31 protein-coding genes are annotated in these 25994 nt (G+C 64.5%); 17 read left to right on the top strand and 14 right to left on the bottom strand.

Annotated features, from left to right (window positions below):
* Positions 1 to 3: 3 nt before the first annotated feature.
* From VF34_RS13650 to VF34_RS13640, 3 genes are all read right to left on the bottom strand, one after another.
* On the bottom strand, positions 4 to 396 hold the full coding sequence (locus tag VF34_RS13650) for a VOC family protein (protein ID WP_027494935.1): 393 nt from the start codon (positions 394 to 396) through the stop codon (positions 4 to 6).
* Positions 393 to 914 (bottom strand): mycothiol transferase, encoded by a 522-nt coding sequence (locus VF34_RS13645; RefSeq protein WP_032367951.1) that lies wholly within the window; start codon positions 912 to 914, stop codon positions 393 to 395. The genes VF34_RS13650 and VF34_RS13645 overlap by 4 nt, the downstream gene beginning before the upstream one ends.
* Before the next feature lie 122 nt (positions 915 to 1036).
* Positions 1037 to 1654, bottom strand: coding sequence for a LysE/ArgO family amino acid transporter (locus VF34_RS13640; RefSeq protein WP_032367950.1), 618 nt, complete (start codon positions 1652 to 1654; stop codon positions 1037 to 1039).
* Positions 1655 to 1726: 72 nt separating this feature from the next.
* Here VF34_RS13640 and VF34_RS13635 point away from each other — a divergent pair, with 72 nt between their 5' ends.
* Positions 1727 to 2584, top strand: coding sequence for a LysR family transcriptional regulator ArgP (locus tag VF34_RS13635; protein WP_032373370.1), 858 nt, complete (start codon positions 1727 to 1729; stop codon positions 2582 to 2584).
* Between the two features lies 1 nt (position 2585).
* On the opposite strand, the gene VF34_RS13630 is transcribed toward VF34_RS13635, so the two are convergent.
* Positions 2586 to 2990 (bottom strand): hypothetical protein, encoded by a 405-nt coding sequence (locus VF34_RS13630; protein WP_032373369.1) that lies wholly within the window; start codon positions 2988 to 2990, stop codon positions 2586 to 2588.
* A 73-nt stretch (positions 2991 to 3063) separates the two neighbouring features.
* Positions 3064 to 4392 carry an L-lysine 6-transaminase gene (gene lat / locus VF34_RS13625; protein ID WP_032373564.1) on the bottom strand — a complete coding sequence of 443 codons (1329 nt, stop codon included), beginning with the start codon at positions 4390 to 4392 and terminating at the stop codon, positions 3064 to 3066.
* A 124-nt stretch (positions 4393 to 4516) separates the two neighbouring features.
* On the opposite strand from lat, the gene amaB reads away from it, so the two are divergent.
* Complete coding sequence (gene amaB, locus VF34_RS13620) at positions 4517 to 6052, top strand: L-piperidine-6-carboxylate dehydrogenase (protein ID WP_032373368.1); 1536 nt, start codon at positions 4517 to 4519, stop codon at positions 6050 to 6052.
* A gap of 16 nt (positions 6053 to 6068) precedes the next feature.
* Positions 6069 to 7301: a hypothetical protein gene (locus VF34_RS13615; RefSeq protein ID WP_155289501.1), complete on the top strand. Its 1233-nt coding sequence runs from the start codon at positions 6069 to 6071 to the stop codon at positions 7299 to 7301.
* Positions 7302 to 7366: 65 nt separating this feature from the next.
* Here VF34_RS13615 and VF34_RS13610 read toward each other — a convergent pair whose 3' ends face one another.
* Positions 7367 to 8566, bottom strand: coding sequence for a DDE-type integrase/transposase/recombinase (locus tag VF34_RS13610; RefSeq protein WP_231578188.1), 1200 nt, complete (start codon positions 8564 to 8566; stop codon positions 7367 to 7369).
* A 128-nt stretch (positions 8567 to 8694) separates the two neighbouring features.
* Complete coding sequence (locus tag VF34_RS13605; RefSeq protein WP_032374620.1) at positions 8695 to 10425, bottom strand: cutinase family protein; 1731 nt, start codon at positions 10423 to 10425, stop codon at positions 8695 to 8697.
* 104 nt (positions 10426 to 10529) lie between these two features.
* Here VF34_RS13605 and VF34_RS13600 point away from each other — a divergent pair, with 104 nt between their 5' ends.
* The 7 genes from VF34_RS13600 to VF34_RS13570 are packed head-to-tail and all read left to right on the top strand — an operon-like array spanning position 10530 to position 16530.
* A complete protein-coding gene (locus tag VF34_RS13600) occupies positions 10530 to 11042 on the top strand; it encodes a GNAT family N-acetyltransferase (protein WP_230593513.1) in 513 nt (170 codons plus the stop codon).
* A 26-nt stretch (positions 11043 to 11068) separates the two neighbouring features.
* A complete protein-coding gene (locus VF34_RS13595) occupies positions 11069 to 11317 on the top strand; it encodes a hypothetical protein (protein ID WP_032374619.1) in 249 nt (82 codons plus the stop codon).
* Positions 11314 to 13500, top strand: coding sequence for a heavy metal translocating P-type ATPase (locus tag VF34_RS13590; protein ID WP_032374618.1), 2187 nt, complete (start codon positions 11314 to 11316; stop codon positions 13498 to 13500). Before VF34_RS13595 ends, VF34_RS13590 begins: the two co-directional genes overlap by 4 nt.
* 43 nt (positions 13501 to 13543) lie before the next feature.
* The gene (locus VF34_RS13585) at positions 13544 to 13777 is read left to right on the top strand and encodes an RNA-binding S4 domain-containing protein (protein ID WP_027494925.1); all 234 of its coding nucleotides are present in this window, start codon (positions 13544 to 13546) and stop codon (positions 13775 to 13777) included.
* Positions 13774 to 14511 carry a class I SAM-dependent methyltransferase gene (locus tag VF34_RS13580; protein ID WP_032367575.1) on the top strand — a complete coding sequence of 246 codons (738 nt, stop codon included), beginning with the start codon at positions 13774 to 13776 and terminating at the stop codon, positions 14509 to 14511. Before VF34_RS13585 ends, VF34_RS13580 begins: the two co-directional genes overlap by 4 nt.
* Complete coding sequence (locus tag VF34_RS13575; protein WP_045841522.1) at positions 14508 to 16025, top strand: FAD-dependent oxidoreductase; 1518 nt, start codon at positions 14508 to 14510, stop codon at positions 16023 to 16025. Before VF34_RS13580 ends, VF34_RS13575 begins: the two co-directional genes overlap by 4 nt.
* Positions 16026 to 16074: 49 nt before the next feature.
* Positions 16075 to 16530 (top strand): GNAT family N-acetyltransferase, encoded by a 456-nt coding sequence (locus VF34_RS13570; RefSeq protein WP_032374616.1) that lies wholly within the window; start codon positions 16075 to 16077, stop codon positions 16528 to 16530.
* Positions 16531 to 16614: 84 nt separating this feature from the next.
* Here VF34_RS13570 and VF34_RS13565 read toward each other — a convergent pair whose 3' ends face one another.
* Positions 16615 to 16797, bottom strand: coding sequence for a hypothetical protein (locus VF34_RS13565; protein ID WP_032374615.1), 183 nt, complete (start codon positions 16795 to 16797; stop codon positions 16615 to 16617).
* A gap of 58 nt (positions 16798 to 16855) precedes the next feature.
* The gene (locus VF34_RS13560; RefSeq protein ID WP_032374627.1) at positions 16856 to 17305 is read right to left on the bottom strand and encodes an Hsp20/alpha crystallin family protein; all 450 of its coding nucleotides are present in this window, start codon (positions 17303 to 17305) and stop codon (positions 16856 to 16858) included.
* Positions 17306 to 17534: 229 nt separating this feature from the next.
* Between VF34_RS13560 and VF34_RS24695 the strand changes: the two genes are divergently transcribed.
* Positions 17535 to 17684, top strand: coding sequence for a hypothetical protein (locus VF34_RS24695; RefSeq protein WP_045841694.1), 150 nt, complete (start codon positions 17535 to 17537; stop codon positions 17682 to 17684).
* 87 nt (positions 17685 to 17771) lie between these two features.
* Here VF34_RS24695 and VF34_RS13550 read toward each other — a convergent pair whose 3' ends face one another.
* The 3 genes from VF34_RS13550 to VF34_RS13540 form a co-directional block, all read right to left on the bottom strand.
* The gene (locus tag VF34_RS13550; RefSeq protein WP_032374614.1) at positions 17772 to 18791 is read right to left on the bottom strand and encodes a Rieske (2Fe-2S) protein; all 1020 of its coding nucleotides are present in this window, start codon (positions 18789 to 18791) and stop codon (positions 17772 to 17774) included.
* Positions 18792 to 19223: 432 nt separating this feature from the next.
* Complete coding sequence (locus VF34_RS13545) at positions 19224 to 19535, bottom strand: AzlD domain-containing protein (protein WP_045841521.1); 312 nt, start codon at positions 19533 to 19535, stop codon at positions 19224 to 19226.
* Positions 19532 to 20230: an AzlC family ABC transporter permease gene (locus tag VF34_RS13540; protein WP_032374612.1), complete on the bottom strand. Its 699-nt coding sequence runs from the start codon at positions 20228 to 20230 to the stop codon at positions 19532 to 19534. Before VF34_RS13540 ends, VF34_RS13545 begins: the two co-directional genes overlap by 4 nt.
* Positions 20231 to 20296: 66 nt before the next feature.
* Here VF34_RS13540 and VF34_RS13535 point away from each other — a divergent pair, with 66 nt between their 5' ends.
* From VF34_RS13535 to VF34_RS24985, 3 genes are all read left to right on the top strand, one after another.
* Positions 20297 to 20854, top strand: a complete 558-nt coding sequence (locus tag VF34_RS13535; RefSeq protein WP_032374611.1) for a helix-turn-helix domain-containing protein — start codon at positions 20297 to 20299, stop codon at positions 20852 to 20854.
* 182 nt (positions 20855 to 21036) lie between these two features.
* Positions 21037 to 21864, top strand: coding sequence for an SDR family oxidoreductase (locus VF34_RS13530; RefSeq protein WP_032374610.1), 828 nt, complete (start codon positions 21037 to 21039; stop codon positions 21862 to 21864).
* Positions 21865 to 22015: 151 nt separating this feature from the next.
* Positions 22016 to 22153, top strand: a complete 138-nt coding sequence (locus VF34_RS24985; protein WP_156158520.1) for a hypothetical protein — start codon at positions 22016 to 22018, stop codon at positions 22151 to 22153.
* On the opposite strand, the gene VF34_RS13520 is transcribed toward VF34_RS24985, so the two are convergent.
* Positions 22137 to 22514 carry a hypothetical protein gene (locus tag VF34_RS13520; RefSeq protein ID WP_032374608.1) on the bottom strand — a complete coding sequence of 126 codons (378 nt, stop codon included), beginning with the start codon at positions 22512 to 22514 and terminating at the stop codon, positions 22137 to 22139. The two genes, VF34_RS24985 and VF34_RS13520, sit on opposite strands and share 17 nt — an antisense overlap.
* A 37-nt stretch (positions 22515 to 22551) precedes the next feature.
* Positions 22552 to 23106: a DUF3558 family protein gene (locus VF34_RS13515; RefSeq protein WP_032374607.1), complete on the bottom strand. Its 555-nt coding sequence runs from the start codon at positions 23104 to 23106 to the stop codon at positions 22552 to 22554.
* Positions 23107 to 23495: 389 nt separating this feature from the next.
* Between VF34_RS13515 and VF34_RS13510 the strand changes: the two genes are divergently transcribed.
* The 3 genes from VF34_RS13510 (at position 23496) to VF34_RS13500 (ending at position 25983) form a co-directional block, all read left to right on the top strand.
* A complete protein-coding gene (locus VF34_RS13510) occupies positions 23496 to 24764 on the top strand; it encodes a reverse transcriptase family protein (RefSeq protein WP_032374626.1) in 1269 nt (422 codons plus the stop codon).
* Positions 24765 to 24802: 38 nt separating this feature from the next.
* Positions 24803 to 25078 carry a YrhK family protein gene (locus VF34_RS13505; protein ID WP_032374606.1) on the top strand — a complete coding sequence of 92 codons (276 nt, stop codon included), beginning with the start codon at positions 24803 to 24805 and terminating at the stop codon, positions 25076 to 25078.
* Between the two features lie 89 nt (positions 25079 to 25167).
* Positions 25168 to 25983, top strand: coding sequence for a DeoR/GlpR family DNA-binding transcription regulator (locus VF34_RS13500; RefSeq protein WP_032374605.1), 816 nt, complete (start codon positions 25168 to 25170; stop codon positions 25981 to 25983).
* The last annotated feature ends 11 nt before the right edge of the window (positions 25984 to 25994 follow it).

Here is a 25994-nt window from a genome sequence, read left to right as displayed (position 1 = left end):
CGGTCAGCTCACCGGAGCGATGATCTGAATCAGGTTGCCGCAGGTGTCGTCGAACACGGCGGTGATCACCGGGCCCATCTCGGTGGGCTCCTGAGTGAACCTGACACCCAGTCCGACAAGCCGATCGTGTTCGGCTGCAACGTCTTCGACGGCGAACTGGGTGAACGGAATGCCGTCGGTGAACAGTGCCGTCTTGAACGGGCCGGTTGCCGGATGGCCGCTGGGCTCGAGCAGTAGCTCGGTGCCCTCCGGCTCCTGAGGAGATACGACCGTGAGCCAGCGATCTGTTCCGCCCATGGGAATGTCGTGCTTGACCACGAAGCCCAGTACGTCGGTGTAGAACGCCAATGCCTTGTCTTGATCGTCGACGAACACACTGGTGATGTTGATTCTCATTGCGGCCCCTCGCCTGTGGGCCCGCCGGTCAGTTCGACGGCGACGTCGAGGTGGCCGAGATGGCGGGCGTATTCCTGCAGTACATGAAAGCAGATCCAGATCAGGGTGGGCTGTTCTTCGGTGAATCGTCCACCCAGGGTGGCCACGTCGTCCATGCGATGAGACCGCAGCACCTGCTCGGTCAGTCGAGCGCCGTCGTCGAGGCGCGCGAGCAATGCCGCCGCCGGCACGTCGGTCGGCACATGCCAGGATCCGTCCTTCTTGTCCCCCCACGGATCGTCGACGGCGCGCCCGAGGAACCCCCAGACGAACCAGCGCTGTTCCATGTACACAAGATGGATGAGCATCTCGAGGGGAGTCCACTGCGACGGCACAGCCGACGTGGCCAGCGCGTCGTCACTCAACGCGGCGATCCGCCGGGCGAGCTCACCGCGGTAGAAGCGGAGGTACTCGACGAACAGGTCGGCGGGATCGGACAAGGAGGACTCGGGCTCCGGGAACGTCGTCAGCTGTGCCATGGGTCCTTCGTATCGGTTGGTGGGCTGCGTGTCCATTCTGTGGATGCGAAATCGGGATGAGGGCCGCGATCGAGAATTGTGGACACTCAGCTCACTGCTCGCGCTCCGTCGGCGCGGCAGACTCAGCCGAACAACAGCAGCGCGGCCAGGGTGAGCATCATGATTCCGATCCCGAGATCGAGGACCCGCCACGCCGTCGGCCGCGCGAACAGGGGGCTGAGCACGCGCGATCCGTATCCGAGAGCGGTGAACCAGAGCACGCTGCCCAGCACGGCACCGAGGGCGAACCACCACCGAAGCTCGCCCGGCTGCCGGTTACCGATGGACCCGAGAAATACGACGGTATCGAGGTAGACGTGCGGGTTGAGCCACGTCAACGCGAGACACGTTGCGACAGCGGCGATCAGCGAGCCCCCACCGCCGCCGTCGGTGGTCATCGCCGCTGGGGTGCGGGCGCGGTTCAGCGCCATCACTCCGTAGACGAAGAGGAACAGCGCTCCGAGCACGGTGACGACGCGTAACGCCAGCGGAAACCGGTCCACGAGGACGCCGATGCCCGCCACCCCGGCGACGATCAGCACGGCGTCGGACAGCGCGCACACCGCAACCACCGGGAACACATGGGTGCGTTGCAGGCCCTTGCGCAGGACGAACGCGTTCTGCGCACCGATGGCGACGATAAGGGACAGGCCGACTCCCAATCCGGTCAACGTCGATTGTGCTGCGGCAAGCGAGGTCATGCTGTTCACGCTAGGAGGCGACCAGCATTAGAGCCAGCGAATGTTTTTCACCATCGGTAAGTGTAACTTCATATTGTGGAGATCGAGCAGCTCAGAGCGCTGACAGCAGTAGTCGACGGTGGAACTTTCGAGGCTGCCGCACGTGCATTGCATGTGACCCCGTCGGCAGTAAGCCAGAGAATCAAGTCGCTCGAAGCGTCGTTGGGGCGCACCCTGGTGCAGCGGACGAAACCGGTGGTGGCCACCCAGTCGGGTGCCGCGGTACTACGCCTGGCTCGTCAGATCGATACGCTCACGGATCAGACGAGGGCCGAGCTCAACGACGACGGCGTCTCGGCCCCCATTTCGATTGCCGTCAATGCCGATTCGATGGCGACGTGGGTGCTGCCTGCGCTCGCGCCACTCGCCGGTACGACGACCTTCGATCTGCATCGTCAGGACCAGGACCGCACGGCCCAGCTCCTGCACGACGGAATCGTCTCTGCTGCAATCACATCGGTGTCCGAACCGGTCCGTGGGTGTACCGTCCGATCCCTCGGCGCCATGCGCTACCGGCCGTCGGCAACCGAAAAGTTCATCGAGCGATGGTTCGGTGCCGGCACGACGATCGAGGCACTGAGCACCGCACCGGTGGTGGTGTTCGATGCCGACGACCGATTGCAGGACAACTACTTACGGCACCGAGGCGTCGATTCGCACACTCCGCCCCGCCACCTCGTCCCGGCGTCCTCGGACTACGCCCGGGCGGTGGCACTCGGCTTCGGCTGGGGAATGATCCCGGACCTCCAGGACTGTGACTCGCTGAGGTGCTTCGACGCCGACGGCATCGAAGACGTTCAGCTGTACTGGCAGCAGTGGTCGCTGTCGTCGCCTGCACTGCAGCGAGCGGCCGACGCCGTGGCAGCCGCGGCAGCGACCGTGCTGCGGTAAGTCACGCCGGACTGTCGTTCGGAACGATGTCGGGCTGCCCATCGCCGACGGGATCGAGAATCGCTGCCGCGCGGGCACCCCATCGCTCGTGCGCCGATTGACGAGACATGCCGACCGCCTGGCCGATGATCGCCCACGTCGCACCCTGAACGCGCAGCACCACAACGGTTTCGATGCCGTCGAGCCCCGCCGCCAGTTGCACACGAAGACTCAACAGATGCCACGCGAGGCTCCGTCGTGCAGGCAGGTCGGTCGACTGCTCTGCCTCCCATTCCGGTGTGCCCGGCAGTGGGCCGGTGCCGATGATCTCGTCGGCATTGCGACCGGCCTCGGTGGCTGCGGCCGTCACGACCGCCCGTGTTGCCGCAGTGATGTCGGCCTCGGCGGCCAGCTCGATCGGATCCATGATCCACCTCCTGTGTCAGGTTTATCCTGACAGAAGGCGGCGGCTGGTGTCAAGGATTGCCTGACGCGGTGGGTCAGAGCCGACTCAACACCCGATCGATGGACTCGATTGCCTGTGTCAGTTCGGTTTCGGTGACTGTCAGTGCCGGCCGGAATCGCACTGCCGCGTCGCCGCAGCCGAGCGCAAGTACGTGCTCCTCGGTGCGCAACAGTTCGATCACTCGGTCGCGGGTCGTGGCGTCGGGCAGGGAGAAGGCGCACATGAGTCCGCGGCCACGAACCTCGGAGACCATCTCATGTCGAGTTGCCAACTCCTGCAACTGCTTCAGCAAGACTGTTCCGAGTTGGCCGGCGCGTTCGATGAGGTTCTCGGCTTCGACGACCTCCAATATTCGACGCGATCGCACCATGTCGGTGAGGCTGCCACCCCACGTCGAGTTGATTCTGGAGCTGACCGCGAATACGTGGTCGTCGATGTCGTCGACGCGACCGCCCGCCATCACTCCGCAGACCTGGACCTTCTTGCCGAAGGCGACCACATCCGGGACGACGTCGAGCTGCTGGAAAGCCCATGCGGTGCCGGTCATTCCGGCTCCGGTCTGCACCTCGTCCATGACGAACAGTGCGTCGAACTCGTGGCAGAGTGCGCGCAGCTTCTGCAGGAAGCGGGGCCGGAAGTGGTGATCCCCGCCCTCGCCCTGGATGGGTTCGATGATGGCGCAGGCGATGTCGTGCGGATTGGCTTCGAAGGCCAGCCGTGCGGCCGTCAACGACGCGTCTTCGAGCTCGTCCATGTTCGCGTCGGATCTGATGAACGGGGACGGAATTCGGGGCCAGTCGAATTTCGGGAAGCGCGCGACCTTGTTCGGGTCGGTGTTGGTGAGGGACATCGTGTACCCGGTGCGCCCGTGGAACGCGTGCTCGAAGTGCATCACCTGCGAGCCCAGGGACGGATCGATTCCCTTGCGCTCGTTCCACCGGGACTTCCAGTCGAATGCCACCTTCAATGCGTTCTCCACTGCCAACGCACCGCCCTCGACGAAGAACAGGTGCGGTAGCCGAGCATCGCCCAACACCCGGGCGAACGCGTCGACGAAACGTGCCATCGGCACGGTGTAGATGTCGGAGTTGCTGGGTTTGTTCATCGCCGCCTGCAGCAGATCGGCCCGAAAATTCGGATCGTCGATCAAGGCGGGGTGGTTCATACCCAGGGCATTGGACGCGAAGAAGGTGAACAGATCCAGGTAGCGAGTGCCGTCTCGGGCATCGACCAGGGTGGACCCGGTGGAGGCGTCGAGGTCGAGGACCAGCTCGAAACCGTCGGCCAGTAGGTGTTCACCGATCACGCCGCGAGCGGTCGAGGCGTCGATGGGCACTCCGGTGCGCTGTAATACTTGCGTCATGATGACGAACATACGCGTTAATATTCCGTAAGCAAGACCATTAGGCAGGAAATAATGCGGTTGTAACCCCCGTCGGTAGGCTTATGTCCGACGGTTCGATTCTCTCCACGGAAGGTGTACGCGCATGTCTGCATCCATCACCCACGACGAGCTGAGTGTGCGTACGCGCGCCATTCTCGACCGGCTGGGTGCGACGATCGCGCTCGACGTGCCGGCCGGTCCCGACGCGATCACCGCGAGATCGCCGATCACCGGCGGAAATCTGGCGTCGCTGGCATCGGCCTCTGCCGCAGACGTCGACGGTGTCATCGCGGACGCAGCTGCGGCGTTCGTCTCGTGGTCGCAGGTGCCGGCACCGGCGCGGGGTCAGGTGATCCGAGAACTCGGGGAACTGCTGCGTACGCACAAGGAGGACCTCGGCGCGCTGGTCTCCATCGAGGCCGGAAAGATCGTCTCCGAGGGGCTCGGGGAAGTGCAGGAGATGATCGACATCTGCGACTTCGCCGTCGGCCTGTCACGTCAGCTGTACGGCAACACCATTGCCACCGAACGCCCCGGGCATCGCATGATGGAGCAATGGCATCCGCTCGGTGTAGTCGGCGTCATCACGGCGTTCAATTTCCCTGTCGCGGTGTGGAGCTGGAACACGGCGTTGGCGTTGGTGGCCGGGGACACCGTCATCTGGAAGCCGTCGGAGAAGACCCCGCTGACTGCCGTCGGCGTGCAGGCTCTGTTCGAGCGTGCTGCTGCCGCTGCAGGCGTGGATCCCAAGATCGCTCAGTTGGTGATCGGGGACCGAGCGTCCGGTGAAGCGCTGGTGGATGATTCGCGTGTTGCTCTGGTGTCGGCAACCGGTTCGACCAGGATGGGCAAGGCTGTTGCGCCGCGGGTTGCGCAGCGATTCGGGCGCGTGCTGCTCGAACTCGGCGGCAACAACGCGGCGATCGTCACGCCGTCGGCAGACCTCGATCTCACGACGCGCGGGCTGGTGTTCTCGGCTGCGGGTACGGCCGGTCAGCGGTGCACCTCGCTCCGACGCGTCATCGCGCATTCCTCGGTTGCGGACGAACTGGTGGCCAAGTTGGTCTCGGCGTACGAGACGCTGTCCATCGGATCTCCCTTGGAGAGCGACACTTTGGTGGGACCGCTCATCGACGCTGGCGCGTTCGCCGGCTATCAGAAGGCGCTCGAGGCCGCCGAGTCCGACGGCGGAACGGTGGTGGTCGGCGGTGAGCGCGTGAATGTCGTCGACGAGTATTCGTACTACGTGCAGCCCGCGATCGTGACGATGCCCGCCCAGACCGACATCGTCAGGCACGAGACGTTCGCGCCCATCCTGTACGTGCTCACCTACGACACCCTCGACGAGGCCATCGCCCTGCACAACGATGTGCCACAGGGGCTTTCGTCGTCGATCTTCACCACCGACCTGCGTGAAGCAGAACGTTTTCTGTCGGCTGCGGGATCGGACTGCGGTATCGCGAACGTCAACATCGGTCCCTCGGGCGCCGAGATCGGCGGTGCTTTCGGTGGTGAGAAGGAAACCGGCGGCGGACGCGAATCAGGTTCGGACGCATGGAAGGCCTACATGCGCCGGGCGACGAACACGGTCAACTATTCCAACGAACTGCCCCTGGCGCAGGGAGTGAAATTCGGCTGACGGCATGATCGGCAGTATGAAAGTACTGTCGATGCTCTTGGCCGGTTTCGTTCTCGGCTATGCCATCAGTGACATCGGCCCCGTCGAGTCGCTGGTGAACAGCACTGCGGAATTCGGGTCGTTCTGGTCGATTGTCAACGGGCTCACAGTCGTTGCCGTCGCTGCCTGTGGGACGGCGGTCTCCGCGGCCCGGGCCAGTGCGCCAACTGCGACCATTGTGGCGATGGCAGCGCTGCTCGTCGTGGTGTTCCAGACCGTCGGAATGGTGCCCGGGATGCTCGGGCACTGGGCCGCTGCAGTGGGCACCGGTGTGCTGCTGGGTGCGGCCGCGGTTTTGTCGGGACACCACCGTGGTGCACAGGCCGCCCTGGGTGTCTCGGTTGTGGGCGCCGGGCTGCTGGGTTATTGGCTCGATGCGCTGTTGCAGGCGAACGACGGTCCCGTCTTCGTCTGGGATGTGGTCGGTGCCGAGGACGATGTGGCGCCCGAGCGCGCGATCGTCATGGTGATCGCTGCAGTGGCCGCGGCAGTCACGTTGTTTCTGGCACGCCATCACGAGGTGGTGCAGCCACCCGAGACCCCGCGGATTCTGCTCGTCGGCCTGTCGCTGCCCGTCGTGGCCAGCGTCCTGAGCTGGATTGCGGCAGATGCCGATACGCGGAGCGTCGAGTGGCTCGTTGCTCTCGTCGGTATGGCGGCTTCCGCGCTGCTGGCGTCGTTCCTACTTCCGGGGCGGGACGGACGGCTGCTGCTGGTGTTGTTCGCAGTGTCGGCGACGGCCCTGGGCACCTCCGGCTTCGCCGCGGGAGATGCCGTTCGGTTGTGCGCGAGCGCAGCACTGTTGGTAGTGGGAGCCGGGATCGGTTACCGGTGGCCGCAGCTGTACATCGGGCTGGGCGGCCTGTTCGTCATCGCTGCTACGAGCCTGACGGAGAACTACGTCGACATTCCGATCGTCTCGCAGTTCGCTCTGCCGCTCGTTGCGGCCTATGTTCTGGTCTCCGCACTGGCGACCTCGCCCGGATCTCTGGTGATCTCACTGCCGGCGCTGTTCGTCATGGCGCTCCCTGTCACCGCCTACGCTGCGAGCTATCAAACAGCCTCGGTGTACGACAGCGCCGTTGCCACACGCACAAGCGAGCCCGACCACCTGGTGCTGTCGGTGGCCGGGCTCGTGGTTCTTGCTGTGGTGACGGGTGCCGCTGTTCTGCTGGCGCGTCGCTCACCCGTCGTGCGTGGAAACTCGTAGTGGGCTACGTGTGCTGTCTTGATACATGTGGGACACGGGTGTCTCGATACATGTGGGACACGATTCTAGGCTGCGGGGCGGTGGAGTTGTCCTTGGTAGCGCTTGTCGGTGTTCAGGTGCAGGTGGCCGAGGACGTCTCCGCTTGCCGTGTAGGCGGTGACGTGGTTGCCGTCGCGTAGGACGGTCACGCGAGTGTAGGCGTGGGGTCGTCCGACGGAGATCGTGTGGTTGCCGACGGCGATCACGCCGGAGTCGGAGACGCGATGGGTGCCGACGGAGGCGTCGACCTGGGCGGGTAAATGCTGTGGACCGCCGAGGGTCGCAGCTCGGTTCCATGCCTGATCAGGGGGCATTTTCACGGCACTGTGGCGGCGGTCGGTGTTGTAGAACTTCTGGTATCGGTTGCATGATTTCTGTAGTTGCGCTGCGGTGGCGGGCCGGGTGGGTTGGTCGGTGAGCCACTCTTTGAAGGTCCGGTGGTGGCGTTCGACTTTGCCGTTGGTCTGCGGGTGGTACGGACTCGAGTGGATGAGCCGGGCACCGGAATCGGTGACGAATGCACCGAACTTCGAGCGGCCCTTCGATGCGGTTGCGCAGAACGCCATTCCGTTGTCGGACAACACTATTGCTGGCACACCATAGTCGGCGAACGCTGTACCGATGGCGGTGATGGCTCCGGCGGTGGTCTCGGCGTGGCAGACGTACGTCGCGACGAGGGTGCGGGTGCAGTCGTCGAGAACCTCGAAGACGGTGGCTTTCCCACCGCCGGCGAGTACGACTTCGGTGGCGTCGATCTGATAGCAGTCACGGGGTCGGGCGTATTGGAACCGGCGGTAGGACGATTTGGGTCGCTTCTTGGGTTCCGGGGTCACCAGGCCGTGGCGGGTGAGGATGTTGTTGATGGTCGATCGGGCTGGGATCTTCCAGCCTTTGCCGGCCCAATCATGTTCGGCGGCAATCTTGGTCAGCTCGTAGCGGATGTTGTCGGCACCGTTTTCGCGGCCCAATTCGCCGCGGAGCGCGATGATGTGGGCTTCGACAGTGTCAGGGGTGCGTGCCGGGCTCGAACGAGGCCGGCGGGAGTCGAGCTCCCACCGGCCCCGTTCCCGGATCCGGGCGGCGTGACGGTTGGCAGTACTGCGGGAGAGCCCGTGATCGGCGCAGAAGCCAGACAGGCCTCGTTCGTCGAAGACGTCAGCTCCCTCGATGATCCATGCGGTCAAGGTGGCGTCGAGCAGGTTCATCCGGGCATCCGATCTGGCCATGGATTACTCCATAGCCGGTCACAGTGCCCCGCAGCATCACCACAGCCTGTGTGTCACATGTCCGTGGACATCTCGTGTCTCATATGTCCCCGGACTGAACACGTAGTGGGCTACGAGTTTCCACGCACCTACGGGGTGGGTGCAACAGTCGTCGTCGGAGCTGCGGCCTCGGGGGTGACCGGGGTGTCCGTGGCGGGCGCGGTGACGCATACCGGCGGTGCGCCCTCGACGGGTGTCTCACCCTCGACCGGAGTCGTGCAGGCCGGTTCTGCAGGCTCGGCAGCGGGAGCCGGTGCCGGTGCGGGTGCCGGCACCTCGGCCGCGGGGGCGGGAGCAGGCGCAACGGGGGCGGCCGGGGCAGCGGGGGCGGCCGGGGCAGCGGGGCTGGTGGTGACCGGTGCTGTCGTCGTTGCCGTCGGAGTTGCCGTTGCCGAGGTGGTGGTCTCGGGTGTGGCGGCGATGGCCTGGATTGCTGCGCGGCCTGCCTTCTCCTGTACTTCCTTGGTCTTCACCGGCTCGCCCCGGTTGGCCTGCTCGGCCAGCTGGGTCAGCCAGGCTGCGGCGTACTGCACCGAGGTCAGTGGCTTGCCGTTGGCGGCGTCGGCGTCGCGCCAGTAGTCGAAGTGGTGTCCCGAGCCGGGCCCGAGGGTCAGGCCGTAGGGATCGTTCATGATGACCGGGATCGTGTTCTGGTTGGACGAGATGAACCCGGTGATCTCCTTGAAGATCTTCTGCGGCAGGTACACCATGTCGACCATCTGGCCGGTCTCGATCGGCTCTTCACCATCGACCTTGGCCGAGACGGGGGTCGTTGCGGTGCCGGGCTTGTAGTTGGGCTCGGACACCTTGATCAGTACGTCGAGGAAGGTCTCGTCGCTCTGCATCCAATTGGGCTGCGACGCAATGTCGTTGAAGGCGTTGACTGCGATGCGTCCCAGTGCCAGAGCCAGGTCGGCTCCGGTGGCCGGGGTGAGGTTCTCGTTCTGCAGCGCATCGGCGTTGACCTGTCGACCGACGTTGGCGGCCAGGTGAATCAGCGACGTGTTGGCGGGCAGTGCGCAGGTCAGGTCACCGTCGGAGCAGAAGGACGCGACGCGTCCGTCGAGTGCGCCGAAGCCGCCCGACGTTCCCGGCAATGCACCCTGTCCGGGGATGGCGTTGTTGCCGTTCTGGTACTTGGTGTCGAAACCGTCCGGGTTACTGAACGGGTTCTCGGCACCGGGGAACGGTCCCTCTCCTGCGACGCGTCCCGCGTCGGCGAAGATGACGACGCCGACGACCTGCGAGGGGTCGATGATGCCGTACTTGCCGTCCTCGGGAACGGCCTGATTGCCGATTTCCATGGCGGTGCGGCGAGCAACGTCTGCGCCTTCGCTGTAGCCGACGATGGCGAAGCGAGTCTTGGGGCAGGACGCGGAGATTTCCTTCATGATGGTCTGCGAGTTGGTGACGCCCGTCTGCACGGCGTTCTCGTAGCTCGCCAGGTCGGCCGGGTACTCGACGTAGACCGCGGCGTAGGAGTCGGGAACCACGTTGCCGTTGTTCGGAGCTCGCACGGCCTGGTCGATCCAGTCGCTCGAGTAGTCACCGGACATCGCTGCGGGCAGGCGGGTGCCGTCGGGCTTGGTCAGCCACTTGACGCCCTCGCGTGGGGTGTCACCGCGTCCGCCGATGGCGATGCTCACCATGTCGTAGCAGGTCGATGTCGAGACCAGCTCGACGGAGGCCTCGACACTCGTTTCCGACGCAGACCAGGGTGCTGCTACCAGCACTCCGGCACCGAGTGCGCCGATCGCAAACGCGCTGAGCGCGATGCGCACACGCTTCGACTTGCCACCATTCATGTTTTCGATCCCCATCATCCACGCCCGAACCGATCCCGACTGCAATTGCCAGTGGGTTACCCGGCATTTCGTCGCTCGGATGGTTCGCGTTACAAAACGCTTCGTTTACCGTCGTGGACATGACTTTTCACGACCGAATGACACCGATGGAATTAGCTCTGACCGATGGATCGACCTGCGTCGTGCGTGAGGCGGTGGCGTCGGACCTCGAGTCGATCGTGGCGCTGCTGGCGGACGACCAGTTGGGCGCGACGCGCGAATCCGTCGAGAACATGGACGGATATCGCACCGCTTTCGAGGACATTTCCTCCGATCCACGGAACGTGCTGGTCGTCGTCGTGCACGGTGACGAGGTGGTGGGAACTCTGCAGTCGACGGTCATTCCGGGACTGGCGCGAGGTGGTGCGTTGCGCGCTCAGATCGAAGCCGTACGGGTGGCCGCTACCTGGCGCAGCCGCGGGCTCGGTGGCGCGTTGATCGAGTGGGCGATCGAGGAGGCCACGCGGCGAGGGTGCGCTCTGGTGCAGCTGACGTCCGACTCGCGTCGAGTGGATGCCCACCGGTTCTACACCCGTCTGGGCTTCACTGCCTCACACGTCGGCTTCAAGAAGGCGATCGGCGCTACCCACTAGATACCCTGGGGGGGTAGGGTAGGGATGTGAACTCCACACGACAGGAACTCGGCACCCCGACCAAGCTCGTCGGATTCGTCGTCGGGATAGCCCTCGTCTTCTTTCTTGCCCTGTTCGTCGGCCACGCGATCGGACCCGACGCGTCGCCCAGCGAACCGACGCATTCCGACCACGAGTCCCACGACGGAACATTTGCGCTCTATCCGGACTTTCAGCCGCAGGGTGTCGTCCGCACGGCCACATTCGTCATCGAGGCAGAAGGGAATCAGGGATGAGTACGGAAACCGAACTGATTCTGGGCGGCATGACCTGTGCGTCGTGCGCCAACCGCATCGAGCGCAAGCTCAACAAGCTCGACGGGGTATCGGCGACGGTCAACTACGCCACCGAGAAGGCGCGCGTCACCAGTGACGGTGTTGCTACCGAGGACCTGATCGCCGCCGTCGAAGCTGCCGGGTACACCGCCACGCTGCCCGCCGCCGAGCCACAGGACGATCTCCCTACCGATCCGCTGAAACAGCGGTTGGTCGTCTCGGCAGTGCTCAGCATTCCGGTCATCGCGATGGCCATGATTCCGGCTCTCCAGTTCACCAACTGGCAGTGGCTGTCGTTGACTCTCGCCGCGCCGGTCGTGGTCTGGGGAGCGCTGCCGTTCCACCGGGCCGCGTGGACCAACCTGAAGCACGGTACGTCGACGATGGACACCCTCGTGAGCATGGGAACCCTTGCTGCACTGGGCTGGTCGCTATATGCGCTGTTCTTCGGTACAGCCGGCGAGCCCGGCATGACGCATCCGTTCGAGTTCACGATCGCGCGGATGGACGGGGCGAGCAATATCTATCTCGAGGCGGCTGCGGGTGTCACCACCTTCATCCTGGCCGGCCGGTGGTTCGAGAGCAGGTCCAAGAGGCAGGCCGGTGCGGCGTTGCGCGCACTGATGGACCTCGGTGCCAAGACCGTCGCTGTGCTGAAAGGCGATGAGGAACAGCAGATTCCGATCGATCAGCTCGCCGTCGGCGATCTGTTCGTCGTTCGTCCGGGTGAGAAGATCGCCACGGACGGAACCGTCGAGAGTGGATCCTCGGCTGTCGATCGGTCGATGCTGACGGGCGAGTCGGTGCCGGTGGAGGTCGGGGCCGGCGACGCGGTGATCGGAGCCACGGTGAACGTCGGTGGTCGAATCACCGTGCGCGCCAGCAGAGTCGGTGCAGACACCCAGCTCGCGCAGATGGCGAAGGCGGTGGAAGATGCGCAGACCGGCAAGGCTCAGGCCCAGCGTCTGGCCGATCGCATCTCGGGAATCTTCGTACCGATCGTCATCGCCGTCTCGGTGGCGACGCTCGGATTCTGGCTCGGTACCGGCAATTCGGTGGCCGCTGCCTTCACGGCGGCGGTAGCCGTCCTGATCATCGCGTGCCCCTGCGCACTCGGGCTGGCCACCCCCACAGCACTGATGGTCGGCACCGGTCGGGCGGCGCAGCTGGGGATTCTGATCAAGGGCCCCGAAATGCTCGAATCGACCCGCCGCATCGATACCGTCGTGCTGGACAAGACCGGCACCGTCACCACCGGTGAGATGACACTGCATTCGGTGCACGTGGCGGACGGCGAGGACGAGGACGTGGTCCGTGCCGTGGCGGCAGCGTTGGAATCGGGTTCGGAGCATCCCATCGCTCGGGCCATCGCAGGTTCGACCCAGTCCACGGCTGTCGAGGGGTTCGCCAGCCTCGAGGGTCTCGGTGTCCAGGGCGTCGTCGAGGGTCGCGCCGCGGTCATCGGCCGTCGCAGCCTGTTGGCCGACTGGTCGATGCCCCTGCCACCGGAACTGGCCGATGCCTTCGACGACGCCGAACGCCAGGGACGTACCACCGTCGCGATCGGGTGGGACGGGAAGGCCCGCGGGGTTTTGGTGGTCTCCGACTCGGTCAAGCCGACGTCGAAGCAGGCCGTCGCAGAACTGCGCGAGCTGGGCCTGACGCCGGTCATGCTCACCGGCGACAACGAGGCCGCCGCCCGAACGATCGCCGCGGAGGTAGGCATCGAGCAGGTCGTTGCCGGTGTGCTGCCGTCGGGCAAGGTCGATGCCGTTCGTGAACTGCAGGCCGCAGGCAAGGTCGTGGCGATGGTCGGCGACGGCATCAACGACGCGGCAGCGCTGGCCACCGCCGACCTGGGGCTCGCGATGGGGACCGGTACAGATGTCGCGATCGAGGCGAGCGACCTGACGTTGGTCCGCGGCGACCTACGGGCGGTCGGCGATGCGATCCGGCTCTCGCGTCGCACGCTGAGCACCATCAAGGGCAACCTGTTCTGGGCGTTCGCCTACAACGTCGCGGCGATCCCCCTCGCGGCGGCGGGCCTGCTCAACCCGATGCTCGCCGGGGCTGCAATGGCGCTGTCCTCGGTGTTCGTGGTGAGCAACAGCCTGCGATTGCGCCGCTTCCGCGCCGCGATGTGACTCGTTGGTAGCAGCGAGCGGCCCGCTAGTACAGGATGGAGACATGTCCGATGCACACGATGTCCCCATCCGCGACGAATCGATCCGGCTGGGCCAATTCCTCAAGCTCGCCAACCTGATCGAATCCGGTGCCGAAGCCAAGGGCATCATCGCCGACGGCCTAGTCAGCGTCAACGGGGACGTGGACATCCGCCGCGGACGGCAGTTGCAGCACGGAGATGTCGTGTCGGTCCAGGGTGGGCCAGCTGCCCGCGTGAGCAAGGAAGAGGCACTGTGAAGGTCGGTAAGCGCGGTCTGCCGCGAAACGAAGTTCCCGGCGCATTCGACGTCGGTGCCAAGGCGTACGACCGACTCGTCGGAGCGAACCCCGGCTACCACGAGCACCTCGTCAAGTCCGCGCAGCGCCTCCGCATCCCCGACCTCGGGAGCGGACTGCGCCTGCTCGATATCGGTTGCGGTACGGGTGCGTCCACCGCAGCGCTGCTCGAAGCGGCACCGCACGCCGAGATCGTCGCCGCCGACGCGTCCGCCGAGATGCTCGAGGTCGCCCGGAGCAAGGACTGGCCGTCGAACGTCACGTTCGTGCATTCGCGGGTGGAGGATCTGGCCGTGAACGGGGTCGACGGACCGTTCGACGCCATCCTGGCCGCATATCTGATCAGGAACGTCGACGACCCCGACACCGAACTCAAATCGCTACTGGCGCTGCTGCGTCCGGGTTCGACGATCGCGTTCCACGAATACTCGGTGCACGATTCACTGCGTGCTCGCATCTCCTGGAACGTCGTGAGCTGGGGCATCATCATCCCGCTCGGCTGGCTCGCGACGCGAGACGCCACATTGTATCGGCATCTGTGGCGCAGCGTCGTGACGTTCGACGGCGCATCGGCGTTCATGCGACGGATGCAGCGTGCGGGCTACAGCGGTGTCGCCCGAGAGACGATGACCGGATGGCAGAACGGTGTGGTGCACACGTTCCTGGGCTCTCGACCCGCGAAGGAAGAGCGTTGACCGACTCCAAGAAGGTCACCCATGCTGCGGTGCAAGGATATTCGGACGCAGGCCAGCTGGCCGACGTCCCGCATGTGGTGGTGGTGGGCGGCGGTATCGCGGGGCTGAGCGCCGCGACCGCGCTGGCCGAACGCGGCGTCAAGGTTCATCTGGTCGAACGCGAAAGCTACCTCGGTGGCCGCGTCGGTGGCTGGGACACGACGCTGGAGGACGGCTCGCCCGCGACGATGAGCCGCGGCTTCCACGCGTTCTTCCGGCAGTACTACAACCTGCGAAACCTGCTGCGCCGCACCGACCCAGACCTGGCGCGTCTACGCCCGGTCGACGACTACCCGTTGATCGACGGCGACGGACGTATCGACGGATTCAAGGGATTGCCGGAGACGCCACCGCTCAACGCGTTCGCGTTCGTCAAGCGCAGTCCGACGTTCCGGTGGAAGGACCTCACCGACCTCAACGGAATCGCCGCCCTGCCGCTCATGACGGTGAGCGTGCCGAAGACCTTCGACGAACTCGACACCACTCCCGCTGCGGAGTTCCTGCGTAACATCAACTTCCCCGAAGCGGCACGCCATCTGGCGTTCGGGGTGTTCTCCCGCAGCTTCTTCGCCGACCCGGAGGAGATGTCGGCTGCCGAACTGGCGATGATGTTCCACATCTACTTCCTCGGCTCCTCCGAGGGTTTGATCTTCGACGTCCCCCGCGATCCCTACCCACAGGCACTGTGGAACCCGTTGGGGGAGAATCTCAGTGGTCTCGGTGTCGAGATCAGAACGTCCACTCCGTGTGGCGAGATCACCCGCGGTGGCCTGCGCAAGTTCCGCGTCGACGCCGGCGGAATCATCGACGCCGACGCTGTGGTCCTCGCTACCGACATCGCCGGATTGCAGCGGGTGCTCGAGCAATCCCCCGAGCTCGGGACGCCGGCGTGGCGCAAGCAGATCGGCGCGCTGCAGAACACCCCGCCTTTCATGGTCCACCGCGTGTGGCTGAGCAAGGCGGTGAATGCCGATCGTCCCGCGTTCATCGGCACCGGCGGTATGCCTCCGATCGACAACATCAGTGTGCTCGAGCGGTTCGAGGACGAGGCCGCGGAGTGGGCAGCGAGGACCGGAGGTTCGGTCGTCGAACTGCATGCCTACGCCGCCGAGGAATCCGAGGAGGTCACCCGCGCGCAGCTGATGGCTCGCATGCACGAGATCTACCCGGAAACCGCTGCGGCAGAGGTGATCGCGGAACGATCCGAATGGCGAGACGACTGTCCGATGTTCGGTCTCGGAGCATTCGCCGAGCGGCCCACCGTCCGCACCCCCGAGCCCTCGCTGGTACTCGCGGGTGACGGCATTCGGATCGATCTGCCCGTTGCTCTCATGGAACGTGCCGCCACCACCGGACTGCAGGCAGCGAACACCCTGTTGGCGGGCTGGGGCGTCACCGGCCACGACATCGAAACCGTGCCCACGAGTGGACGATTCAAGATGTTCGACGCTTTGGAGCGGCTTCGCCGCAGGTGAGTGGTACTTCGTAGCAGGGGTCGAACTTCCACTCACGACAGGAGGTTGCATGCGTCTCGAGGTCGACGATCTGTCGCGGCCGGAGGTCGGTGCGTTGCTCGTCGAGCACCTTGCGGACATGCACGCGACGTCCCCGGCAGAGAGTGTTCACGCACTGGATCAGTCGGGCCTGCGCGGGCCGGACATCCGGGTGTGGACGGCGTGGGAGGCCGGGGCACTGCTCGGCATTGCCGCGCTGAAGACACTCACTCCTGAACACGGGGAACTGAAGTCGATGCGTACCTCGCGTTTCGCGCGGGGCCGCGGGGTGGCGTCCGAACTGCTCGAGCACGTTCTGACGGAGGCGCGGCGGCTGGGGTTCGAGCGCGTCAGCCTCGAGACGGGCACCCAGGACTACTTCGCCGCAGCTCGACGCCTCTACGAGCGACATGGATTCGTCGCAGTGCCCCCGTTCGGCGACTACGTCGTGGACCCGTCGAGCACGTTCTACTCGTTGGTCCTGTGATGTCTGGCCTTGTGACCAGTTACTCGGTGCGGCAATGACGCAGGCCGGCACCGAATGTCGGTGCGGGCCTTGCGGTCGTTGGGATCACGCAGCGACGGGCTGTCGCGGTACGTGCGGGTAGAGGTCGTCGTCGACCGGCTCTGCTCGCTGCTGATCCAGTAGATCGGCCGCGGCGCATTCACGGATCTCGGTCCCGACCCCGAGAACCGTGCGCCACCATTGGTCACGATCGGGAGATTCCGGCCAGACCACGGTATCCGTTTCCATATGCATCACCCTCCCTGAGTAGTTCGACAGTGCTCGATGTGCTTGTGCGCGTGACGGATCAGGTCGATTGGTGTTCGATGGATCTCTGCTCGCCGGTCAGCTCGGCACGAGCGATGTCGACCTTGCGCGGCTTCGCTCGCTCGGCAAGCGGAATGGTGATCGACAGGACGCCGTTGTCGTACGACGCCGAGATGCCCTCGGTGTCGACGCCGTCACCCAGAGAGATCTGTCGACGGAACGTCCCGGCGAACCGTTCCGATGAAATCCACTGCACGCCGGAGCTTTCCGGCACTGTTCGTCGCGCGGTGAGCGTCAATGTGCCGCGATCGACGTCGACGTCGATGGATCCCGGGTCGACGCCGGGAAGGTCGGCACTGAGTACGTAGTGATCGTCGACCTTGTACAGATCCATGGGCATGAATCGCGGTGCGCGGTCCGAACCGGTAGACGCACCCAACAATGCCGAGGTGAGCGAATCGACGTCACGGAACGGATCGAAACGAAGCACAGCAACCACCTCCTGTACCCAGATGCGCTCGCCCCTGTGGCGAGGCGCTCCTCAACTGTGCAACACAGAAATTAGCACTCGAATGCGGCGAGTGCCAAGACCTTTTCGGCACTTTTTTGGAAATTCTTTCCACCCAATAGTGCTGCGGCGCAATGGGGGTGGCGTGCGGCAGTCGGTATGACGGTCGAACCGCCGCCTCGCTCGAATGCTGCAACCTACACTCGGTCCGATGGTGACCATCGTGCCGTGCGTCCCCCGGTATCGGGCCAAGTTGCTCGCGCTGTCGCTTCGCGCGTGGGAACCGGTGTTTCCGCTCGTGCAGGAGGCGGTCCCGTCGTTCGTGTACGACTGCTTCTATCCCCAGGGGTGGCAGGCGTAGAAGACCGAAAGATGCACGAGGAGTTGGGCTTCCATGACGGTTGGGGAACCGTCATCGGCCAACTCGCCGCGTTCGTCGAAGGCTAGATCACGCGCGACCCGTCGAGCGCAGTTCGTAACGACGTTCGGCGTAGTCGAGGTCGTCCTTCCACAGACGTGCGGCGGTGAAGTTCATCGCCGGACGCAACAATCCCGAGACCTTGCGCGCCATCTGGAAGCCGGGTCGATCCGAGCTCGCGATCGTCGCCTCGACGACCGCCGTCCGCGGGGTGCCGTCGGGCGCAGGAGCCAGGGGAGTCGCGTGAGTCTCGACGACGCTTCCCGCCCCCTCACCGTCGAGGATGCGCATGACGATGGTGCGTGGGCCGGGGCAGACGAATTCGGCTCGAACGGGAACACCGATGCCGCGACTGACGCGGAACGTGACATCGACCAGGAAGCGATCGTCCTCCTCGGGCACATCGATGTCGGTGGGCGCGCTGACCACTTTCAGCCTCGCGAACGAGTACGGATGGAACCATGCGCCGTGCCACGGATCGAGGCGATTGGCGATGATGTCGTCCGGTTCGCACTTCCCGATCAACGTGACGACACCAGGAATGGACGTCGACGCAGGGGGCCTGATCGGTACCACCGGCACCGGCGTCGGCTCCTCGCCGCCCAGCTCGTCGAGCCGGACCCACACCAGAACACCGTCGTCGAACGCAGGAACCGGCCGCCAGCCCGCCTTACCCTTCGGACCCAACGCCAGCCCATGCCACCGGCACACCAACGCGTCGCACTCGATCTTCGCGGTATCGAGTGCCGCCCCGAGATGCGGACACGCACCCGGACCGATGTGCACCTTGCCCGCCGAATCCCGCCACGCAACCAACTCGGTGGTGCCGACATAGCGACCGAACGGCTTGTCGGCCTTCACGTCGCGACTGGCAGCGAAAACGAACCAATTGCCCGACGTCCGAGTCTTCGCACGCTTCAACGCCGACTCGATGACCTGAGGATTCGCACCCTTCCACGTCGGCTCCTGCTTGGCCCACGACTCCGACGGAAGCGGCTGAAGTGGCATCGTCTTCGGCCAGCGTCGTCGTACTGCATCCAGCGCGGTCATTGCTGCTCCCCACATCGAGACATTGTGTTCATTCTCCATTGTCCCCGCCCGGGGGTACTCAATGTGACGTCGAGTGGACTTTTCGGGGGTCAATGTCACATCTAGTGGACCCGGGGTGCCGGTGAACGGGGAGCGGTGCACGAGGTCAGGTGGGTCCAGTGGGGGTCGGCGGTTCACGCTGCGCCGGCCAACTGATGTCAGCGCCCACAATTCGGCTCGAAAGGCGGGATCCCGTGGATGCAGAGAAATAGTGGGCGCTCAGGTCAGTAAGCGAGGTGGCCCGGGTGGCAACGGGCTTGTTGCCGTGTCGGTAGTCCGCGAAGGGGCGATGGCTGTCACCCGTGTTCCCCATCCGATGCACTCAATGTGACGTCGAGTGGACTTTTCGGGGGTCAATGTCACATCTAGTGGACTTGGGGTGCCGCGGTTCGGTCAGGCGACACCGATCCAGCGGAGGGCAGCGGTGGTTGCGGCAGCGGCGATCACGATGACGACGAAGGGTGCTTTGCGCCAAGCGAGGATTCCGGCGACGGTGACGCCGATAGGGGCTGCGAAGCCCGCGAAGTCCTTGCCCACGAGCAGGGTCGAGGTGGCGATGAGGGCTACGAACACGACGGCGACCGAGGTGGACATGACGCGGTCGATGCGGGGCGAGATGGTCATGCGCGAGTGCAGGGCCGGGCCGATGAGGCGGAGCGCGAAAGTGCCGACGATCATGGCGATCAGCGGGATCGTGAGGCTCATGCGGATTCCTTGCCTGCGGCGGGCTTGGCGGACAGCAGTGCGGGGACCACGGCGATCAGCGAGAGGAGCACCGGCAGTCCGCTCGGTAGGAACATCGACGCTGCCAGGGCGATCCCTGCGCCGACGAGTGCGGCATTGCGCGTGCCCCGATCTCGGAGCGCAGGCATGATCAGTCCGAGCAGGATCGCCGGAAATGCGGCGTCGAGTCCGAGTGCGGCGGTATCGGTAATTGCGCCACCACCGAGAGTGCCGATCACCACCCCGATGTTCCAGGTGACGAACAGTCCGATTCCGCACAGCCAGAACGCTGTTCGACGCCGTCCTTCGTCTTCTTCGGCGACGCTGAATGCGACCGCTTCGTCGGTGATCAGGTGGGTGCCGAGCAGTCGCTTCCATGGCGAGACGTTGTCGAAAACGGATCCTATGGAGAATCCGAGCGGTACGAGCCGAGTGTTCGCGAGCAACGCGCTCGCCACGGCGGCGACGGGGTTGCCGCCGACGGCCAGGATGCCGACGAAGATGAATTGGGATGAGCCCGCGAAGACCACCAGGGACATCACGACCGGTAGCCACAGTGGCAGGTCGGCGGCTACGGCGATGGCACCGAACGAGGCCCCGACCAAGGCGTCGGCCAGACAGACCAACGCGATGTCGCGGATGTTGACCCCCTGCAGGGTTCGCCATGTCGAACGCATGGTCGTTATAGTGGACGATGTTAGGCTGTTCGTCAAATCAAACGAACGTACCGATGGAGTGAACGAATGGCGGACGCCGGACCACCGATCGCAGCCATCGCTGCCGCTCTGCAGCAGGAGCGGCGACGCGTCGGCCTCTCGCTGGCCGAGGTGGCGCGCCGCGCCGGGATTGCGAAATCGACTCTGTCGCAACTGGAATCGGGTACGGGGAATCCAAGTCTGGAAACTCTGTGGGCGCTCAGCGTCACCCTGGACGTACCGTTCTCCAGACTGGTCGAGCCCGCGAAGCAGTCGGTCCGCCTGATCCGTGCGGGCGAGGGGCCAAGATTTGCATCGGACCGGGCGGACTACTCCGCGACGCTGCTGGCGTCGTCTCCGCCGAACGCGCGACGAGACATCTATCTGGTCAGTGCGGACGTGGGCGAGCCCAGGCGCTCGGACCCTCATTCCCCCGGCGTGGTCGAGCACGTTGTGCTCAGCGCCGGACGAGCCCTGGTGGGGCCGGTGGGCGAGGCAGTCGAGCTGATGCCCGGCGACTACGTCGCCTACCCCGGCGACGCGCTGCACATCTTCGAGGCGCTGGAGCCGAACACCATGGCGGTGATGATCACCGAGCACAGCTGAACGGAACGAAGTTGACGTGCGGGGAATAGTCGGCGTACCCACCCCGTTGGACTCTTTCGACGGCGTTCGCTTGGCAAGCCCCGGGCCTCACCCCATTTGTCGCTACGAGCGACCACTCGCCGAGAGGCGTTTGCAGCGGACGTCGTCCTTACTTTTGTCCGTGTAGCGAAGGGGCGAGATTCATGGCATCCAAGACGTGGTTCATCACCGGCACTTCCAAGGGATTCGGACGCGAGTGGGCGATTGCAGCCCTCGACCGCGGCGATCGGGTCGCAGCCACGGCTCGCAACACGGCGACACTGCACGATCTCGTGGAGAAATACGGCGACGCGATTCTGCCGATCGAGCTGGATGTGAACGACCGCGCTGCCGACTTCGCAGCAGTCGCCCTGGCGCACAAGACCTTCGGATCACTCGACATCGTCGTCAACAACGCCGGCTACGGCCAGTTCGGGATGATCGAAGAGATCTCCGAGGAGGACGCCCGCGCGCAGATCGAGACCAATGTCTTCGGAGCGCTGTGGGTGACTCAGGCCGCGTTGCCGTTCATGCGTGAGCAGGGCAGCGGCCACATCCTGCAGGTGTCGTCCATCGGCGGAATCTCCGCATTCCCCAATGTCGGTGCGTACCACGCGTCCAAGTGGGCCCTCGAAGGATTCAGTCAGGCCCTGGCGCAGGAGGTCGAGGACTTCGGTATCCATGTGACGCTGATCGAACCGGGTGGGTTCTCCACCGATTGGGCCGGTCCGTCCGCCAAGAAGTCCACCGACATCGCCGCGTACGACCCGGTTCGGAAGAAGGCCGCCGAACTGCGGAGTGCAAGGCAGGCGACTCCTGGCAATCCGGTAGCTACGCGTTCGGCGCTGCTCAAAGTCGTCGACGCCGAAAAGCCGCCGCTGCGAGTCTTTTTCGGCGAGGCACCGCTCCAGATCGCGACGAAGGACTACGAGTCGCGACTGGCCAACTGGCGCGAATGGCAGCCGGTGGCCGTCGAGGCGCACGGAGGCTGAGTCTCCACCACGCGAACCTCTAGGTGTGGTTCTAACCTGGGCGGCCTTGATCCGTCTCAGGAGGCTTGCTTGCAGCTACGCTCCGGACGCGACGAAAACGCGGGGAGGCGGGGATTCACGCCATCGTCGGGATCCACACCTCGTCGGTGGGGTGTGCCTGACGGCTGAGGGCGCGGATCGAGTGGTGGCGTTCTCGCAATTGCGAGCCGGTGTAGCGGCACTGGACAACGACAACCGCGAGGTCGATGTCCAGCGAATAGTGCTGCAGGCCGTCAGTTCTCTGGAGTGAGCGCGACGACATTCGCGGCCGTTCTGCTGTCGACTTCTGCCGTCTCGTCGAAGTAGCGCCGAAACAACGTACGCATCGAATCGATGACGTCGATGTGCTGCTGAAGAATGACGTCGAGTGACGTGTCTTTGCCGGTCGCAAGGCGCAGGAACTTGTCACGCAACGCTTGGGCGGATGGCAAGTTTCCCCAGTCTTCGACCTCGGTCAGTGCAAGCGAGTCGACCTGCATCTTCTTGAGGTGAGCCAGGTAGGTGACACAGGCTGCGTCGCATTTTGCAGCGACGTCGGCTGGAATGGTGAGGGTGCCGGCGTCGGCTCGTTGGTTCATGTCCTGCCACTGTGCGAGGAGGTCAGGCTTCACTTGGCCCACGGTGTGTGTCCTTCGATAGACGGAAAATTCAGTTGGGCAGTTCGGAATCGAGTCTGGCCACTACGGCATTGAGCTCTGTGCATGGGTCGTACGGTGAGCTGCCAGTCAATTGGCCTGTAATGAACGTTGCTCTGATCAATTCAGCTCCAGCGGTGAATGCGATGCCGCAGTTGCGGGATGCATCGGCGGCTATCTGCTGGTACTGGGTGGCATCCCGAGTGCCTACTCGGACAGGCTCGAGTCGATCGAAATGGCTCGGATCGTCGATGTAGTCCAAGCTCTGCAGCCCAACAAAAATGCGCAGGAAGTAGGCGTCAGCTGGCGAGCGACTTACCCATCCGCAAATTTTGAATCCGTTTTGATCTCTGCCGAACACCCCCGATTCCTTGGTTGCCGTGTTCAATCCCGCCTGCTCGATGACGTCGTCGGGGATGGTGCATGGATCCCACGGCGTCGATGCGGCGACGGCGGTGTTGGTCGTCGCGATGACTTCGGGGACTGCAGTACCGCCGGGGCCCGTCGAACATGCGTTGAGCAGGAGCAGACCTACTGCGATTGCCGCCCATCGACTGCTTCGATGCATGTGCACTGTCCTTTCCCAAGAGCCCATCTACGGGTTGGACGCAACGGAGTCGGCGCTGGTTCCGTTCACCTGCTCTGGACTCGAGAGCTCCGGCTCGCAATCGAGCAACTCACGAAAACTTCAAAACCCGACCGGTCGGTCGAACTAGTGAGTCATCCCGCTGACAGATCCGCGTCGGTTTGGCATTGTGGTGGGATGCAGCGGCGCGTGGGCGAGAGTTGGTCCGCGGGACCGGTCTCAGGGGTAACCCCTGGGTACATGAAGAGAATCGAGCACTGCGTCCGAAGCAGCTCCGCACGCTACGCGTGCCCGACTGCTCCGAGGACGAAAGATTTCGGTCGCCTCGCGTCGCTGCATTCTCTCGCTCCAGGTCCGGCGGAGCGACACACGTGAACGACCGCGAACTGTCTCCGCGCGCCGCCGCAACCCTGGCTCGTTTGGCTGCAGACGCAGAGTGGACGCAATCGGGGCTCGAGGAGGCGTTCTCTCGATTCATGCCGGCCAAGGCCTCGCGGTTGGCCGATCGAATCATCGACCTGTACCCGAGTCCGCCGTTCGACGAGGCGTCGATATTCGTTCTGCTGCGAGATCTTCCGTTAATTACGCAGCCGTCGAAGTCGTCACAGCGATCGCCGATACGTGGCCGTGTCGTACCCTGGCGGTTCGAGGTGCCTCGCTACGAGACGACGGGCCAGCTCGCGCAATCGCTTGACCTGACCATTTCCGAAATCGAGTGGTTTGCCGACCTGCAGGGGAGGCTGCGCACCGCGCCGTTCCCGTTGCAGCACTATCGATCTGCGCGACTGGACAAACGTCAGGGCATTCGACTGCTGGAGGTTCCCAAACCGCGCCTGCGCGAGATTCAGCGAAAGATACTGCACCGCATCCTGGATCGAATTCCACCACATCCCGCCGCGCACGGTTTTCGTAAAGGGCGAAGCCCCCGCACGTTCGCGACGCCCCACGCCGAGCGTGAGGTGGTGGTCTCGGTCGACTTACGTCGCTTCTTTCCGTCCATTGGGTTCGATCGCGTCGTTGCGATCTTCGAGGCCGTCGGCTACCGCAGAAAGGTCGCGGCCAATCTTGCCGCGCTGTGCACAACGGTCACCCCGGCCGGCGAATTGACGGGCATGGACCGCGCGACGGCGGCGAGGCTTCGCACCACTCACTTGCCGCAGGGCGCACCGACGTCGCCCGCCTTGGCCAACCTGGCTGCCCGCCAACTCGATATTCGAGCTGCCGGGCTCGCCCGCACCATGGGTGCCCGGTATACCCGCTACGCCGACGACCTGGCGTTCTCCGGTCCGGCTGACCTCGACGTCGACAAGTTGCTATGGGTGCTGTCCCAGATTGTGCACGACGAGGGCTTCACGATTCATCCCGACAAAACCCGAGTGCGGCGCGCGCATCAACGCCAACAGCTCACCGGGCTGGTGGTGAATGCGTGGCCCGCAGTTCCGCGAGAGGAGTACGACAACCTCCGCGCGTTACTGCACAACTGCATCGGTAGCGGTGCAGTTCAACAGAATCGGGACGTTCTGACCGACTTCCGTGCCCATGTGTACGGACGTATCGCGCGGATCGGCGAGACCAGCGAGACACGCCGTCGGAAACTGCTCGAGATGGCAGCCCGGGTCGATTGGGAGGGATCCGGGTAGTCGGACTGGGTACACAGACGTTTTACGAAGGAGCCGCTATGAACGACCTGACCTTCACCATCGGGCACGAGGAGCTGGTGATTCGCCAGCGGTGGGAAGTTGTCAGCATCATCAACGACATTCTCGTTGCGGTCTGGTTCATCGCCGGCAGCATCCTCTTCTTTCAGGAGAGCACGACGGTCATCGGTACGTGGCTCTTCCTGCTGGGGAGTATCGAACTGCTCATTCGTCCCGTGATTCGACTGGCGCGACGGGTGCATCTGACACGGATCGGGCGTACACGAACCGCGTCCGAGAGCGACGACGACTTCTGACCACATCGCCGCACCCTGTTCGCTTTTGTTGACATTTGTTGTTATCTGGTGAATGTTGTGTGCATGGAATCAGGTCTGGTGATGGTGTGATGCTCGCCCATCAACGTCAGCAAAAGATTCTGGACCGGGTGCTGTCCGAGGGAGCCGTCACGGTGGCCGCGTTGGGCACTGCTCTGTCGGTGTCCGACATGACCATTCGACGTGACGTCAATGAACTGGTCGCCCAGGGCCTGGTCGAGCGAGTGCATGGCGGCATCACCGCGCCGAGTTCCGCGAGCGCGTTCGAGCCGGGTTTTCCGGTCAAGTCCGAGCAGAGCCGTGACGCCAAGGCCGCCATTGCCCGCGCCGCAGCACGATTGATCCGGCCAGGAACGACCATCGGCATCTCCGGAGGTACGACGACACACGCGCTGGCGCGGGAACTGCTTCGTGTACCCGACATCACCGTGGTGACCAACTCCTTGCCCGTCGCCGACGTCCTTCACGCCGGCGGCAGAGCAGACCACACCGTGTTGCTCACCGGAGGCCAACGCACCCCGTCGTACGCACTCGTCGGCCCGTTGGCGGTCGGTGCGTTGCAGACGCTGCACGTCGACATTCTGTTTCTCGGCACGCATGGAGTGGACATCGATGCGGGCCTCACCTGCCCCAATCTGCTGGAGGCACAGACCAATCAGGCCTTCGTCGCCTCGGCTCGACGCGTCGCGGTCCTCGCTGATCACACCAAATGGGGTGTTCGCGCCCTCGCAACCACCGCTGCGTTGTCGGAGGTGGACGTGATCGTCACCGATGTCGATGTGCCCGAACGTATTCGCGACGCGCTGACCGACATCGTCGACGACGTGGTCGTCGCAACCGGTCCCGCCGAGCCCCGGCCGACAACTCGAGAAGAGAGCAGTCGATGACCACGCAGGAC

The organism is Rhodococcus sp. PML026 (assembly GCF_000963615.1).
In the GTDB taxonomy this organism is placed as follows: domain Bacteria; phylum Actinomycetota; class Actinomycetes; order Mycobacteriales; family Mycobacteriaceae; genus Rhodococcoides; species Rhodococcoides fascians.
The sequence above is the reverse complement of the archived record's forward strand: the minus strand, read 5'-3'. Positions and strand labels throughout refer to the sequence as shown.